Origin of the sequence: Amphritea opalescens, assembly GCF_003957515.1 — a bacterium.
In the GTDB taxonomy this organism is placed as follows: Bacteria; Pseudomonadota; Gammaproteobacteria; order Pseudomonadales; family Balneatricaceae; genus Amphritea; species Amphritea opalescens.
In genome coordinates, this window is sequence record NZ_RQXW01000002.1 from 23,453 (window position 1) to 39,120 (window position 15,668).

General features: G+C 50.9%; 15 protein-coding genes. 11 read left to right on the forward strand and 4 right to left on the reverse strand.

The features are described 5' to 3' along the window. Positions 1-126: 126 nt before the first annotated feature. A complete protein-coding gene (elbB, locus tag EH243_RS02290) occupies positions 127-780 on the reverse strand; it encodes an isoprenoid biosynthesis glyoxalase ElbB (RefSeq protein WP_206441480.1) in 654 nt (217 codons plus the stop codon). A gap of 260 nt (positions 781-1,040) precedes the next feature. Between elbB and hemB the strand changes: the two genes are divergently transcribed. The 6 genes from hemB to EH243_RS02320 all read left to right on the forward strand — a co-directional run bounded on the left by hemB (position 1,041) and on the right by EH243_RS02320 (position 7,684). Then, positions 1,041-2,051, forward strand: coding sequence for a porphobilinogen synthase (gene hemB, locus EH243_RS02295; protein WP_126157030.1), 1,011 nt, complete (start codon positions 1,041-1,043; stop codon positions 2,049-2,051). Positions 2,052-2,096: 45 nt separating this feature from the next. Next, the gene (ppk1, locus tag EH243_RS02300; RefSeq protein ID WP_126157031.1) at positions 2,097-4,316 is read left to right on the forward strand and encodes a polyphosphate kinase 1; all 2,220 of its coding nucleotides are present in this window, start codon (positions 2,097-2,099) and stop codon (positions 4,314-4,316) included. Positions 4,317-4,602: 286 nt separating this feature from the next. Continuing rightward, the gene (locus EH243_RS02305) at positions 4,603-5,376 is read left to right on the forward strand and encodes an ABC transporter ATP-binding protein (protein ID WP_126157032.1); all 774 of its coding nucleotides are present in this window, start codon (positions 4,603-4,605) and stop codon (positions 5,374-5,376) included. A gap of 40 nt (positions 5,377-5,416) precedes the next feature. Continuing rightward, the gene (locus tag EH243_RS02310) at positions 5,417-6,175 is read left to right on the forward strand and encodes an ABC transporter substrate-binding protein (RefSeq protein ID WP_206441482.1); all 759 of its coding nucleotides are present in this window, start codon (positions 5,417-5,419) and stop codon (positions 6,173-6,175) included. Between the two features lie 67 nt (positions 6,176-6,242). Continuing rightward, positions 6,243-6,935: an ABC transporter permease gene (locus EH243_RS02315; RefSeq protein ID WP_126157034.1), complete on the forward strand. Its 693-nt coding sequence runs from the start codon at positions 6,243-6,245 to the stop codon at positions 6,933-6,935. Further along, positions 6,932-7,684, forward strand: coding sequence for an ABC transporter permease (locus EH243_RS02320; RefSeq protein WP_126157035.1), 753 nt, complete (start codon positions 6,932-6,934; stop codon positions 7,682-7,684). Before EH243_RS02315 ends, EH243_RS02320 begins: the two co-directional genes overlap by 4 nt. Positions 7,685-7,693: 9 nt before the next feature. Here EH243_RS02320 and EH243_RS02325 read toward each other — a convergent pair whose 3' ends face one another. Beyond that, positions 7,694-8,554: an SDR family oxidoreductase gene (locus tag EH243_RS02325; RefSeq protein ID WP_164549030.1), complete on the reverse strand. Its 861-nt coding sequence runs from the start codon at positions 8,552-8,554 to the stop codon at positions 7,694-7,696. 56 nt (positions 8,555-8,610) lie between these two features. On the opposite strand from EH243_RS02325, the gene EH243_RS02330 reads away from it, so the two are divergent. The 4 genes from EH243_RS02330 to EH243_RS02345 all read left to right on the forward strand — a co-directional run bounded on the left by EH243_RS02330 (position 8,611) and on the right by EH243_RS02345 (position 13,203). Continuing rightward, positions 8,611-9,516 carry a hydrogen peroxide-inducible genes activator gene (locus tag EH243_RS02330; RefSeq protein WP_126157037.1) on the forward strand — a complete coding sequence of 302 codons (906 nt, stop codon included), beginning with the start codon at positions 8,611-8,613 and terminating at the stop codon, positions 9,514-9,516. A gap of 14 nt (positions 9,517-9,530) precedes the next feature. Continuing rightward, positions 9,531-11,612, forward strand: coding sequence for an ATP-dependent DNA helicase RecG (recG, locus tag EH243_RS02335; RefSeq protein WP_126157038.1), 2,082 nt, complete (start codon positions 9,531-9,533; stop codon positions 11,610-11,612). Positions 11,613-11,689: 77 nt separating this feature from the next. Beyond that, a complete protein-coding gene (locus EH243_RS02340) occupies positions 11,690-12,676 on the forward strand; it encodes a M14 family metallopeptidase (RefSeq protein ID WP_126157039.1) in 987 nt (328 codons plus the stop codon). A gap of 14 nt (positions 12,677-12,690) precedes the next feature. Next, complete coding sequence (locus EH243_RS02345; protein WP_126157040.1) at positions 12,691-13,203, forward strand: DUF501 domain-containing protein; 513 nt, start codon at positions 12,691-12,693, stop codon at positions 13,201-13,203. A 116-nt stretch (positions 13,204-13,319) separates the two neighbouring features. Here EH243_RS02345 and EH243_RS02350 read toward each other — a convergent pair whose 3' ends face one another. Further along, the gene (locus EH243_RS02350) at positions 13,320-13,565 is read right to left on the reverse strand and encodes a YfhL family 4Fe-4S dicluster ferredoxin (protein WP_126157041.1); all 246 of its coding nucleotides are present in this window, start codon (positions 13,563-13,565) and stop codon (positions 13,320-13,322) included. 35 nt (positions 13,566-13,600) lie between these two features. Further along, on the reverse strand, positions 13,601-14,080 hold the full coding sequence (gene coaD / locus EH243_RS02355; protein WP_126157042.1) for a pantetheine-phosphate adenylyltransferase: 480 nt from the start codon (positions 14,078-14,080) through the stop codon (positions 13,601-13,603). A 185-nt stretch (positions 14,081-14,265) separates the two neighbouring features. Between coaD and EH243_RS02360 the strand changes: the two genes are divergently transcribed. Further along, on the forward strand, positions 14,266-15,525 hold the full coding sequence (locus EH243_RS02360) for a M48 family metallopeptidase (RefSeq protein ID WP_126157043.1): 1,260 nt from the start codon (positions 14,266-14,268) through the stop codon (positions 15,523-15,525). The last annotated feature ends 143 nt before the right edge of the window (positions 15,526-15,668 follow it).

Genomic DNA, 15,668 nt, shown 5'->3' on the forward strand with positions numbered 1-15,668 from the left:
TTTACAGGCGAGGGGTTGTGACAGGAGGTTGTGCTACGCCGATAAAACCGGCGTAGCGAGTAATCAGATAAGTAACATTAAACGATTACTGTGATGCGTTGATTGGGGTGCCGTGCATCTTCACTGTTAGCAAAGTTGCAGCACCTTATTGACTAACTTGTTGATACCGCTAGCCGCTTCACTGATGCTACCGGCCAGCATATAGGCGGGTGTCGTCACAAGATTGAATTTCTCATCAAAGACGATATCACTGCAATCGCAGTCCTGATGTTGACCGCCCATCGCTTCGATCGCCGCGGCGGTTTCCTGATCATTGCCGATGGTGCAGGTCGCGCCTTCTCCGAAAAGTAGGGGTGTCATTGCCGGAGCAATACAGATAAGGCCAACCGGTTTGCCGCTGGCGTGGATTGCCTGAGTGAAGGCCAGTAGATCGGGGTTAACTTTTGCGGCGGCGCCTGCAACCGCAAAATCACTTAGGTTTTTCGCCGCCCCAAAGCCACCGGGAATAATCAAGGCATCATAGTCGGCGGGGTTGGCGGTGGCGAGGTCAATAATCTCTCCACGGGCAAGGCGGGCCGCTTCGGTGAGGACATTGCGCTGCTGGTCGGCCATCACCTCGCCGTTGCGGTGATCAATAACATGCATCTGCTCAATATTGGGAGCCATACACTGATAACGGGCGCCGCCCTGTTCTATCGCTAAGAGTGTTAGAACAGATTCATAGATCTCAGAACCGTCGTAGACACCACAGCCGGATAATACTACTGCAACTTTTTTCATTATCGGTACTCCCTATTAAGTGTGAAGATTGGAACCCGGTTTTATTAAATAGCTTAGCTAATGGGTTCCGGTTATTACGTCTGGGTTAACAGTGTCTGAGATTTTAAGCTCGGTAGTATCGCCCCGTCATTAAGTATCTGCGCCATTTGTAATCTAGATCACTAAGTATAATGCTTTATCTATAGTCGTCACTCAGTGGCTTCTGTCATAATAATGTCATTGTTTTCCGGTCCAATACCTGCTTCTAAAAGGAGTTTTCTGTGTCATTTACTAATAGTCAGCGTTTTTTCCCTGAGACCCGTATGCGTCGTATGCGGGCTGATGATTTTTCCCGCCGCCTAATGCGTGAAAATGTTTTGACGCCTAATGATCTTATCTACCCTGTGTTTGTTATCGAGGGGACTAACCAGCGCGAAACGATTCCGTCGATGCCGGGAATCGAGCGGATGAGTATCGATCTGCTGGTTCAAGAAGCCCGCGAACTGGTCGCTTTAGGGGTGCCTGCGGTGGCTCTTTTCCCCGTGACGCCGGCGAGTGCTAAGTCTGAACTGGCGGAAGAAGCCTATAACCCCGATGGTTTGGCGCAGCGTGCGGTCAAAGCGTTGAAAGATGCCTGCCCTGAACTCGGTGTGATTACCGATGTGGCGTTGGATCCGTTCACGACCCACGGTCAAGATGGCATTATTGATACGAACGGCTATGTTTTAAATGACCGGACGGTGGATACGCTAGTACGTCAGGCGCTGTCTCATGCAGAAGCGGGTGCGGATATTGTCGCACCGAGCGATATGATGGATGGCCGTATCGGTAGTATTCGTGAAGAGCTGGAAATGAGCTCGAAGGTAAATACCCGTATTATGGCCTACTCTGCTAAGTATGCGAGTGCTTACTATGGGCCTTTCCGCGATGCCGTGGGTTCATCTGCTAATCTGGGTAAGAGTAATAAGTTTAACTACCAGATGGATCCGGCTAACAGCGATGAAGCGCTGCATGAGGTGGCATTGGATCTGGCTGAAGGCGCTGATATGGTGATGGTGAAGCCTGGAATGCCCTATCTGGACATGGTACGCCGGGTAAAAGATGAGTTTAAAGTGCCTACCTTCGTCTATCAGGTCAGCGGAGAGTACGCGATGCATATGGCGGCTTTTCAGAATGGCTGGCTGGATGAACGCAGTGTGATGATGGAATCGCTGACCTGTATTAAGCGGGCCGGTTGTGACGGGATTCTGACCTATTTTGCTAAACGAGCCGCACAGATACTGAATGAGTGATATTCAGCTGTGACGGAATAATAGATAACAGCTAAGGGGGCAGTAATGAGCGAGCAGATTGAAGAACAGGGAACGGAGCAGGTCGCTGAGCAGGGTGCTTTATCAGACACTGAGCAGGCGCAACTCGCTGAGCTAATAACGGATGCTAATGAAGCTTCTATCGCATTGGTTGAAAGTCGCGAAGCGATTGCGGTGACTGAGCCGGTTGAAGAACCGCCGTTGGATTTGAAAGCCCCCGAGCTCTATATCAACCGAGAGTTGAGTCATCTACAGTTTAATATTCGGGTGCTGGAACAGGCTTTGGATGAGACCCATCCGCTGATGGAACGGTTGATGTTTCTGTTGATCTTTTCCAGCAACTTGGATGAGTTTTTCGAGATCCGTGTTGCTGAATTGATGGCGCAGCTGAAGTATGGCCGTGAATCGGTCGGGCCCGATGCGATGCACCCTCAGGTGGTGATGAACCGGATCGGCGAGATCTGTAGTGCGCAAGTTGAGCGACAGTACAAGATTCTTAACGAGACGATCTTTCCGCAGCTAGAAAAAGAGAATATCCACTTTAAACGTCGACGCGACTGGACCGATGAGCAGAAAGAGTGGATCAGGGTCTTTTTTGAAGAGAAAGTGCAGCCGGTGGTCAGTCCGATCGGCTTGGACCCATCACATCCCTTCCCCCGTTTAGTGAATAAAAGCCTTAACTTTATTGTTGAGCTGGATGGTAAGGATGCCTTTGGTCGCGAAAGTGGCTTGGCCATTATTCCTGCGCCTCGCTCATTGCCCCGTTTGATTCGTCTTCCGGATGAACTCTGTGATGGCGGCGATAATCTGATCTTCCTGTCATCGGTGATTCACGAATATGCCGATGAGCTATTTCCGGGGATGACGGTGGAGGGCTGTTATCAGTTCCGTATTACCCGAAATGCCGATCTGACGTTCGATTCAGAAGAGGTTGAGGATTTGGCTCGCACGCTGCTGGGTGAGCTACACTCCCGTAAGTATGGCGCGGCTGTCCGGTTGGAAGTGGACCAACGGACGCCGGAAGTGTTGATTCGCTTTCTGCTGCGTGAATTTAATCTGGATGAAGCACATACCTATCGGGTCGATGGTCCGGTCAACCTGACCCGTATGATGGCGTTGCGTGACTTGGTTGATTGCAAAGATCTTTGCTGGAAGCCTTTTACCCCTGGCATGTCTGGGCGCTATAAACAGAAAAATATTTTCGACGTGTTGCGCCACAAAGATCAGCTGTTGCACCATCCGTTCCAGTCTTTCTCGCCGGTGGTTGATCTACTGCGGCAGGCCGCGAAAGACCCAAAAGTGTTAGCGATTAAGCAGACCCTTTATCGTACGGGGGTTAACTCGGATATTGTTGATGCGCTGGTGGATGCCGCGCGCAGTGGTAAAGAGGTCACCGTGGTGATCGAATTGCGGGCGCGTTTCGATGAGGAATCGAATCTGCAACTGGCAGGCCGATTACAAGAAGCGGGTGCGCTGGTAGTTTATGGTGTGGTTGATTTTAAAACCCATGCCAAGATGATGCTGGTGGTGCGTCGAGAAGACAATCAGTTGGTGCGTTATGCCCACTTAGGTACCGGTAATTACCATTCCGGTACTGCGCGGTTGTATACCGATTATAGCTATATGACCAGCGATGCGGATGTCGGCGAAGATGTGCATAAAATCTTCCACCAACTGACCGGTATGGGTAAGATTTTGCGGCTGAAGAAGCTGCATAATGCACCCTTTACGCTGCATGCTAAGATGTTGGAGATGATCGACCGGGAAGCCAAACATGGTAAAAACGGCCATATCATCATTAAAATTAACGGCTTAACCGAGCCTCAATTGATTCGGGCGCTTTATCAAGCGTCTCAGCGCGGGGTCAAAATTGAGTTGATCGTGCGGGGAATGTGCCGTCTGAGACCGGGTATTAAGGGTATTTCCGAGAATATCTCGGTACGTTCAATTATTGGACGTTTCTTAGAACATACTCGGGTCTTTTATTTTGGCAACAAAGGTAAGCCTGATGTGCTGTGTGCCAGCGCCGATTGGATGGAGCGTAATATGCTTAATCGCGTAGAAACATGCTTCCCACTGACCGGTAAGTTGGCCGATCGCGTGAAGAGCGACTTGGATCTTTATCTCGCCGATAACTGCCGTAGTTGGACGTTACACTCCGATGGTAGTTATACCCTCAACAAGCCTGAAGAGGGCGAAGAAGCGGTGAGTGCACAGGAAGCGTTACTGCGACAATTTAGCAGTTAATCTGAGCGGTTTGTCGCTTTTAAAAATGGCCCTTCGGGGCCATTTTTTGTGCCTATCCCGCGGCTATCTGAGGTTTACCTGTCACACTGGGTTCTATTTTTTGTTTGCTTCCACTGGCATTTTGTGGAAAATTGCTAGATTGTATGACGTTTCTGATAAGAAACATCAGGATAGCAGCAGACGATCCTGCCGGCTTACCTCGTTAGCGTGGTTAACAGGTAGGCGTTATCCTTCACTTTATTAGCCGTTATCAGCGGAACAATAAATACCAGATGGAAGCCTGATCATGGCGAATGCCCCAACAGCGTTATTGTTGAACGATATTCATAAGTCCTACGGTGATCTTGCCGTTCTTAAAGGGGTGTCATTGACCGCTTATGATGGTGATGTGATCTCTATTCTTGGTTCCAGTGGCTCCGGTAAAAGTACCCTCTTACGCTGTATTAACCTGCTGGAACATCCTAGCCGAGGTGAGATTACCGTGGGTGATGAACGACTTAAGCTCAAGCTCGGTAAAGATGGCAACCTAGAAGCGGCTAACCGTAAGCAATTAGAGCAGATGCGCGCCCGCATCGGTTTTGTTTTTCAGAACTTCAATCTCTGGCCCCATAAAACCATCCTAGAAAATATTATTGAAGCGCCTATTCAGGTGCTGAAACAAAAGAAGGCTGACGCCATTGCTCGTGCTGAGCAGCTGTTGGAAAAAGTTGGTTTAGCGGATAAACGTAATGCCTATCCGGATAATCTGTCCGGTGGTCAGAAGCAACGGGTGGCTATTGCACGAACCCTAGCGATGGACCCACAGGTGTTACTGTTTGATGAACCCACTTCCGCCCTCGACCCCGAGCTCGTCAATGAAGTATTGGCGGTGATGAAGGAGTTGGCTGAAGAGGGCAGAACAATGCTGATCGTTACCCACGAGATGCGTTTTGCGAAAGATGTGTCCAGTCAGGTCGTGTTTTTACACGAAGGACAGATAGAAGAGATAGGCCCACCAGAGCAAGTGTTTAATAATCCGAAATCTAAGCGTGTGCAGGAATTTATGGCAAGCCATAGCTAGGTTTTCAATGACTAAAAATAATTTGTAAGGGAAATAGATGATGAATATTCGTAAATTGTTTGCCACCGTAGCTCTCGTGACAGGTGGTTTAATGGCCGCTCAGGCAGCGACCGCTGGAGATAAAATCCGTATCGCAACAGAAGGCGCCTATTCCCCATTTAATATGGTGGATTCTAGCGGTGAGTTGATAGGCTTTGATGTTGAGATCGCCAAAGCACTTTGTGCTGAAATGGCCGCAGACTGTGAAATCGTAGCACAGGACTGGGATGGTATTATTCCGGGGCTTCGTGCAAAAAAATATGATGCGATTATCGCTTCTATGTCGATCACCGAAGAGCGTATGCGAGTGGTCGATTTCTCTGAAAAATATTACTCCAATGTACTGGCTTTCGTTACCCCTGAAGGCAGCGCGGTTGAAGTTACCAAAGAGGGTTTGAAAGGTAAGACCGTTGGCGCACAACGTGCCACCATTGCTGGGCAATACCTAGAAGATAATCTTGGTGATGTGGTTGATGTGAAACTCTATGACACCCAAGACAATGCTTATCTGGATTTGGCTTCGGGTCGTCTGGATGCTTTGCTGTCGGATAAATTCCCCGCTTACGATTGGTTACGTTCTGACGAAGGTAAAGGTTTTGCTTTCCAAGGTGAAGATATCGATATCAATGACGAAATCGGTATTGCCGTACGTAAAGGCGATGCATTGAAAGATAAGTTCAGTGCTGCGATCAAAGCGATCGTTGCTGATGGCACCTACGCTAAAATCAATGAAAAGTACTTCCCATTCTCAATCTATTAATGGTGAGTGAATAACCATTTTTATCACAGAGGCCGGCTTTGACCGGCCCGTTTTTTAGGCGTATTTCATGGACCTGCAAGGCTTTGGTCATCTCCTTCTCTCCGGTACCTGGGTCACGATTCAACTAGCGTTGACTAGCTTGCTCGTGGGGCTGGTGTTCGGTCTAACCGGCGCGGCGGCGAAACTGTCAAAAAACCGTTTTGCTCGCTGGCTGGCGACCGGCTATACCACGCTGGTGCGCGGACTTCCCGAACTCCTCTTAGTGCTGACGATCTATTTCGGTGGCTCGCAGTTACTGATGTGGATCGCCAGTGGTTTTGGTTACGATGAGTATATCGAGATAGGGCCTTTTGTGGCGGGTGTTGCCGCATTATCGATTGCCTTTGGTGCCTATGCCACCGAAGTATTTCGTATGGCGATGATGGAGATTCCTGACGGTCAGTGGGAGTCGGGGATGGCTTGTGGCATGAGCACTCGTCGGACCTTTTTCCGTATTATCCTGCCGCAGGTGTGGCGTCTGGCGATACCGGGCTTGGGTAATCTGTTTCAGGTATTGCTCAAGGATACCGCACTGGTTTCGGTGGTAGGATTGAACGATATTATGCGGCAATCTCAGGTGGCTATTAGCGCCACGAAAGAGCCGTTTACCTTTTTCCTAGTGGCTGCTTGTATCTATCTGCTACTAACCGCCGCGACTACAGGATTTACTATGTTTATGGAGCGGGTTGCTAACCCTGCTGCTCGGGAGAGTCGAGGATGACCTGGGAATGGGGTGTGATTTGGCAGTACCTTCCCCGCTTAATGGATGGTGCTTGGTTAACGATGGAGCTGGTACTGGTATCGGGTCTTATCGGTATTACGATGGCGATACCGCTGTCTCTGATGCGAGCCTCATCACTGCCTTGGGTGAAGGTGTTTCCCTTTATCTATATCTATTTTTTCCGTGGGACGCCGCTGCTCGTACAGATCTTTCTGGTCTACTATGGCGCCTCTCAGTTTGATGCCGTGCGAGATTCGATTCTCTGGCCGATTCTGAAACAGCCCTACTGGTGTGCAATTATCGCCTTCAGCCTGAATACGGCGGCCTATAGTGCCGAGCTGTTCCGCAGTGCGATTCAGGCCATTCCGGTGGGTGAGATTGAAGCGGCGGAAGCGATGGGGATGAGTAAATCGGTGCAGGTGCAGCGAATCATTCTCCCCCGTGCCTTTGGTATCGCCTTGCCGGCTTACGGCAATGAGGTGATTCTAATGCTTAAAGGCAGTGCGCTGGCGAGTACGATTACACTGTTGGATCTGACCGGTATGGCACGGACAATTATTGCCCGTACTTATACACCGTTGGAGATGTTTCTGGCGGCGGGTATGGTCTATCTGGCGATCAGTGCGGTGATTATCGGTCTCTTCCGTTTTATGGAGTATCGCTTTAACCGTTACCAGTATTATCACCATACCGATACGCCGAAAAATCTCGACCCACTGTTGCGTGACCCTCATATCGACCAGAAATAGCATCGGCCATTAGCGCTTAAACGCTTGGATCAACTGAGGGTAGCCCGCGTGGTAATCCGGATAGCGAAAGCGATAACCGGACTGCTTAAGCCGCGTATTGTTGCAACGTTTACTGCCAATGGTACGCCGCGCTGATCTTTCTGTTATCTCAACCCCGAGTTGCTGTGCCAGCCAGTCGCTGACTTCGTGCAGCGGCGCGGGGTTGTCATCGCTGGCTAGATAGAGTGGCAGCAGAGCTTGTTGATGGGAGAGATTGTGTAGGTGGGTTAACACGCCGACACAATCGTCACGGTGTATGCGGTTACTATAGCGTGGCGGTTCAGCAGGGTAGCCTACGCCACGATTGACCTGACCGAGCATGTAGTTCCGACCGGGGCCGTAAATCCCGCTGAAGCGAACCACTGTTGCGGCTATGCCGCTGTGGAGCGCGATATTTTCCGCTTCGAGCATGATTTGGCCAGAGAAATTGTCCGGAATGGTGGCTGATGTTTCATCGACCCATTCATCATGCTGTTGATGGTAGACTGCGGTACTCGAGATAAAAAACAACTGCCGGGGTTTAATCGATTGCTGTTGTAGTGCGTCGAGGAGGTTTTGTAGACCCTGAGAGTAAGCCTGTTGATAAACGGCTTGATCTCGGCGACCCGCTGAGACGATATAAAAGACGGTATCAATCGGTTGTGGCAGCGCCTGAAGCGTGTCAGGCTGGCTTAGGTCAGCGGCAATGCCTTGGATGCCGACGGGTAGCTGGTTTATATTACGACGTAGGCCAAATACCTGATGCCCTTGGGCGATTAAGTTTAAGCCCAATTGACTACCGACATCGCCGCAACCCGCGATTAGAATCTGATTTTTGTTTAACCTATGCATCACCTTACTTATCCTGTATCAGGTTGAGTTTGTATCATAACAAAGGAAAGCCGCCTATGACTCTTACCGAGTTACGTTACATCGTTACCCTTGCTAAAGAACAGCATTTTGGTCGTGCCGCTGAACGCTGCTTTGTCAGCCAGCCGACCTTGAGTATTGCGGTGAAAAAGCTGGAAGATGAGCTAGGTACTGCACTGTTTGAACGGAGTAAGCATGCGGTTCGGGTAACGCCGGTAGGACAAAAAGTGGTACGTCAGGCACAGACTGTGCTGGAGCAGGCTGAAGCGATTAAAGATATGGCCCAAGAGGGTAAAGATCAGCTCGCTAGTCCGCTGCGCGTTGGGGCCATCTATACGATCGGGCCTTATCTGTTTCCACAGCTAGTACCCGAGTTACAAAAGCGGGCGCCAAAAATGCCCCTGTATATCGAAGAAAATTTTACTGAGAATTTACGGCCGAAGATTCGTAATGGCGAACTGGATGCCATTATTGTCGCTCTGCCGTTTGATGAGCCCGATATTCTTACTCGGCCGCTCTATGACGAGCCCTTCTTGATGTTATTGCCCAAGGATCACCCTTTGGCCAGTAAAGACCAGATCGATAGTCAGACGCTGCACGAGCAAGACCTCTTGCTGCTTGGCGAGGGTCACTGTTTCCGCGATCAGGTATTGGAAGCCTGCCCAACCCTCTCCCATGGTTCTGATAAACATACGATTACCGAAGGTAGTTCACTGGAAACTATCCGCATGATGGTGGCGTCTGGGCTGGGAGCGAGTGTGATTCCTCAATCGGCAACCGGTGGCTACTATCAGTCGGATATGGTGGTAACTAAACCCTTTAAATCACCACCGCCGGTGCGTACTGTCTGCTTGGCTTGGCGTGCCAGTTTTCCTCGGCCGCAGGCGATCGACCTGCTGATCGATGCACTTAAAAGTTGCTCGGTCGCCGAAGACAAACTCTGATATGAACGACTGATATGAACAAACATAGCCTCGCACAATTACCGGTTACGGAACTGAAAGGTGTCGGGGCGGCGCTGCAGGATAAGTTAGCGAAGCTGGATATCCATACGCTGCAAGATCTGCTGTTTCATCTGCCGCTGCGCTATCAGGATCGTACTCGCATTATGCTTATTGGCGGGTTACGCCCCGGTGATGAAGGGGTGATTGAGGGCGAGGTCAAAGGTGCTGATATCGCGATGGGCCGACGACGTAGCCTCGTTTGTCGGCTGCAGGATGGCACGGGCACTATAACCCTGCGTTTTTTTCACTTTTCGGCGGCACAAAAAAATAGCCTGAAACCGGGCACTCGTCTGCGCTGTTTTGGGGAGATCCGTACCGGCGCGAGCGGATTGGAGATCTACCATCCGGAATATCGGCGGGTGGATGATGATGTTATCACGCCCGTGGAAGAGAGCTTAACGCCGATCTACCCCACCACCGAAGGGATCAATCAGACCCGTATGCGGGCGTTAACCGACGGTGCGCTGGCCTATCTCGCCAATGGATCATTAACGGAATTGATTCCAGAGCATCTACGGGAGCAATGGGGCTTACCCTCGTTAAATGAGGCGGTCAGTTACCTTCACCGTCCACCGGTAGATGCCGATCAGGAACAGCTACTCGATGGCTATCATCCGGCGCAGCGTCGTTTGGCCTTTGAAGAGCTGCTGGCGCACCACCTTTCGCTGCTTAAGCTGCGCCAACGAACCCGGCAGGTCGGCGCACCGGAACTACAGGGCAATCGGCGCTATCAAGACGCTTTTCTACAGCAGTTACCCTTTCCCTTAACGGGAGCTCAGCAGCGAGTCAGCCAAGAGATCAGTGCCGATTTGTCACAACCCTATCCGATGTTACGGTTGGTGCAGGGGGATGTGGGGTCTGGTAAAACGGTAGTGGCCGCATTGGCCGCATTACAGGCGGTTGAAGGGGGCTTTCAGGCGGCGGTGATGGCGCCGACTGAAATCCTAGCCGAACAGCACTTTATCAGCTTTAGTCAGTGGCTAGAGCCGCTAGGGCTGAAGGTGGCATGGTTGGCGGGTAAGCTGAAAGGCAAAAAACGTCAGGCGCAGCTAGAGGTGATCGGCGATGGCTCGGCACAGGTGGTCGTGGGCACCCATGCGCTGTTTCAGGACGAAGTTCTTTTCGCTAATCTCGGGCTAGTGGTCGTGGATGAACAGCACCGCTTTGGGGTGCATCAACGGCTGGCATTGCGGGAGAAGGGGCGTACCGATCATCGAGCTCCCCACCAGTTAATTATGACCGCCACGCCGATCCCTCGGACCTTGACCATGAGTGCCTATGCCGATTTAGATTGTTCGGTGATTGATGAGTTGCCCCCCGGACGAACGCCGGTGAATACGGTGGTGATCTCCGATCAGCGCCGCCCTGAAGTGGTCGAACGGGTACGCGATGCCTGTGGTCAGGGGCGACAGGTTTACTGGGTTTGCACCCTGATTGAAGAATCTGAGGCGTTGCAGTGTCAGGCCGCTGAAGTGACCGAGGCGGAGTTAAAAGAAGCGCTGCCTGAACTGCGTATCGGCTTAATCCATGGACGTATGAAACCCGCTGAAAAAACCGCCATTATGGCCAGCTATAAAGCGGCGGAACTCGATCTGCTAGTAGCAACCACGGTGATTGAGGTGGGGGTGGATGTCCCCAATGCTTCGGTGATGATTATTGAAAATCCCGAGCGACTGGGGCTGGCACAGTTGCATCAGTTACGTGGTCGAGTAGGCCGAGGGTCAGTCGAGAGTTTTTGCCTGTTAATGTATCATGCGCCTCTCTCGAAGCAGGGGCGGGAACGGCTCGCTGTGATGCGTGAAACCACCGATGGTTTTCGTATTGCGGAAAAGGATCTTGAGCTGCGTGGCCCCGGTGAGGTGCTAGGTACTCGGCAGACCGGCATGATGTCGTTTAAAGTGGCTGACCTGCAACGGGATGCTGACCTGCTGACCCGAGTGAAACAGGTGGCTGGGCATATTATGGCGGATCCGCAGCTGAGCGATGCCATTATTCAGCGCTGGCTCGGCCGAGATGAACAATACGCCAGTGTGTAGGGGCGGCCTGTGGTCGTTCTAAGATTGATGGCTAGCTGTGTGTAAACTATTCGATTAATGAAGTTTGTGAGTACTCTATGACTGTACCGCCTTGTCGCTTTTCTATTGCTGAATCGGATGCGCCTATTGAGCTGCTGCCCCGTGATCTGAGCGGTTGGCGGCAGGGCAATGTGGGTGTCGACTATGTTCACCGACTGGATTCCGGTTGTGATGGCCCCGAGCTAGTGGTGCAGGCGCTCACCCATGGTAATGAAATCTGCGGCGCGAATGCGCTGTTATGGCTGTTAGAAAACCAAATTCAGCCGGTCAAAGGTGCCTTAACACTGATATTTGCCAATGTGGGAGCCTATCAGACCTTTGATCCCCAGCGGCCGTTTGCTAGTCGCTGTCTCGATGAAGACATGAACCGTATCTGGCTGCCCGAGCGTTTAAACTGCCCGGATACCCACGAAACCCATCGCGCCGTTGAGTTACTGCCCTATATTGAGAATGCCGATAGTGTCTTGGATCTGCATTCAACCACCTTCGCCGTTGCGCCGATGCTGATCTATCCACAGACCGCGGGCAATACCGAATTTGCCGAGCGGCTCGGTTTTCCTTTTCCTCAGCTGCAATATGATCTGGGGAGTTATCATCGGGGTATTTTGATTTCGGAGCATCAACGGCATGCCGCCGAGGGCGTTTCGTTGGTGGCGGAATGTGGCCAGCACTTTGCTAAATCGACCTCTCAACAGGCACTGGCGGTGGCCCTCGGGTTTATTGCCCAGCACGGTATGCTCGACAGCGCGGTGGAGATCCCTGAGTGGGGTTATGCGGCGGATGATCTGGCGGGGTATTATCGGATCGATCGGGTGCTGAACGCGCAGACCGAGCACTTTCGTTTTACGGAGTCCGTGAGTGGCTTTGAGCAGTATGCGAAGGGCGAGTTGATTGCCACGGATGATCAAACACTCATCGCGGCACCGTTCGATAACTGTACGCTGATTATGCCTGCCAGGGTGCCCGTTGCCGGTGAAGAGGCGGTGACACTTGCCGAGCGCTTATATCAAAAAGATGAGAAATAGACCGAGGAATACCTATGGCCGCCTCTAAGCAGCAGCTTGAACTGATTAAACGGCAGTTGGGTCGTGAGCCTCGTGGGCTTGTGGATATCGCTTGGCAGAGCGCTGAGGGCGTGCCAGCGGTGTTGCAGATGCGTTCGCTAGTGGATGATCAGCCTTTCCCGACCCTTTATTGGTTGAGTTCGAAAGACCTCTATCAGGCGATCGCCGAGATTGAAACGGCGGGCGAAGTGAAGCGTATCGAGCAGCAGTTAGAAACCGATGAAGAGTTACGCGAGGCACATTTAGCGGATCAGCAGCGCTATGTCGATCTGCGTTGGCAGATGATGGCCGATACCGATCGACAACGGATTGCCGAGCTAGGCTTTACTGAACTGTTTGATAGTTATGGTATTGGGGGGATTCGTCACTGGGATAAGGTGCGTTGTCTGCATATGCAATATGCCTATCACCTGGCGGTGGGCGGTACGGCGATAGGTGCTCTGCTGGATCAACGTTATGAGCTGGATAAGCGCCAGTTGTCGTTGTAAGTCGATTGGCGTGAGATAGTGACAGGCATAAAAAAAGCAGGCGAGTGCCTGCTTTTATACGTTATGACTGAGCGTCACACCGTTGAGTGTCGCTAAGCGCAAATGGTCAGCGCCTATTAACCGGTCAGCTTGTGGTATTTTTCCATCAGCTGTTCTTCGTTTTCAACGTGATCTGGATCTTTAGGAATGCAGTCTACAGGGCAGACTTCAACACACTGAGGTGTGTCATAGTGACCGACGCATTCGGTACATTTATTCGGATCGATCTCGTATATCTCATCACCGGGAGCAATCGCCTCATTAGGACATTCCGGCTCACATACGTCACAGTTAATGCATTCATCTGTGATAATTAATGACATTGTGGCTACCTCACTGACTCGTATTTACTTAAATATTAGTGACCGAAATGATCTTTCAGCACTGTATTGACTGAAGGGTGCACAAATTGTTCTACATCACCGCCAAGGCACGCGATTTCACGTATCAGGGTGGATGAAATATAAGATAAGTGCTCTGCCGGCGTCAGAAAAATACTCTCTGTCTTCGGCGCTAGTTTACGGTTCATATTGGCGAGCTGAAACTCATACTCGAAGTCAGAAACCGCACGAAGGCCACGCAGAATAATATTGGCATTATGCCTGCGTACCAGTTCTGCCAATAAACAATCAAAGCCAATCACTTCAACATTGTCTAGGTGCGATGTTACCGTCTTAACCAGGCGAACCCGCTCTTCCAGTCGCAATAAGGGTTCCTTATTGGGGCTAGATGCAATGGCAACAATGACCTTATCAAACAGCTTAGAAGCCCGTTCAACAAGGTCGGCGTGTCCATTTGTTATAGGGTCAAATGTACCCGGGTATACTGCAATGTTCATTATGAGTTCACGTCTACTCTGCTTGAATGAATATTAGCAAATCCGCAAGGGCGCGATATTAGCTGAATTGCAAGGCTATCACAAATACAATAATGGAATGTATTGATCTTTGGTGGTTATAAGAAGATATTTTTAATTACAATAAAGAATATACCTGTAAGTGCAAATGATTAAAAGGTGATCGGATGAAGATTAGTTGGCGTTTAGTGCCATTTTTAACGCTATGCGGTGTGGTGCTGCTCAGTGGTTGTACTGCGCTACAGAGCATCGATAAGGGGCTGTATGACGTTGCCGAGTCGATTACTGAAACCGACCGAGTAACGGGGCAGCGCACTCTAAGTGCAGCTGACCGCAGTGCCCAGATAAAGCAGGGTAATGCCGCGGTTGAACAATTATTGTTGAATGAAAAAAAGGCCGGTCGTCAGGTGAATGCTGCTTTAGACCGGCAGCAGTATCAGCGCCTGATCCGGATCTTTGACCGGGTTCATCGGGTGAGCCATCTGAGTCAAGAGCGTTGGCAGCCTATCTTGCTTGATCGGGACTCCTTTAATGCTTTTACCACGGGCGGCACCTATATCGTGGTCCATCGTGGGCTTATGCAGCAGCTGAATGATGATGAGGTAGCCGCGGTGGTCGCTCATGAAATCGGCCACACCGTGGCTAATCATGTGGGTGAGCGGCAGACCACACAGCAGATTAGTTTGCTGACATCGAAAACGGCCCGTCAACAGGGCTATCAGGCCGCCTATACCCATGAGCTAGAGCGAGAGGCCGATCGTATCGGTGTGTTGTACAGCTCCTTAGCCGGTTATGACCCTTATGCCGCCACCCATATCTGGCAGCGGCAGTATCAACAACAGGGTAACGCCCGTAGCTTATTTGCCCACGATCATCCCGTGAATGCCGAGCGTGCAGCCGAAACCAAAGCGTTGGCCGATAAGGTGAAGCCGTATTATCAAGCGGGGCGGATCAACCCGAATGCGGACAAGTTACGTGACGATAATAGCCTATGGCAGAAGCAGGATAACAATGATCAGGCTACGGCAGGGGAAGGCGGCGGAGTCTCGGCTATCTTATCCACAGCCTTGGGTGCCTATGTTGATCATCAGCAAGCTAAACAGGAGGCGGTACGTCAGGCGCAATATGCGCAGTTTGTGAAGGCGGTTGAAAGCTATATGAGGCTTGAGCAGCAGCGCCGCGCCAGCAATACCAGTTGGACAACCCAGTGGTATTATTCGGGAAGTCGGTCTTTAAAAGGGGTGGTGATGGGCTTTATTGCACAGGATAGCGAAGGCAAGGTGCATCGTTATGTTGCTCATCAGTCGGGTATTGTCCGCCCTGGGCAGCGCTTTAATTTGACATTCAAAACCAACGATGGGGTGTCGCTGAAACAGATCGAACAGATGAAAGTGCGATATTATGTCGATGATGCGCTGCCGTATTAGCACCATTGGTGCGATTCGCAAAGCTCATCAGCACCCTACGGGTTAGCGATGTGGGTGCCGATGAAGAATTAATCACACCGAGAGGGTCGTGATTATGTTTCGGTATCGGTGTTTGATGGTGCGATTCGCAAAGCTCATCAGCA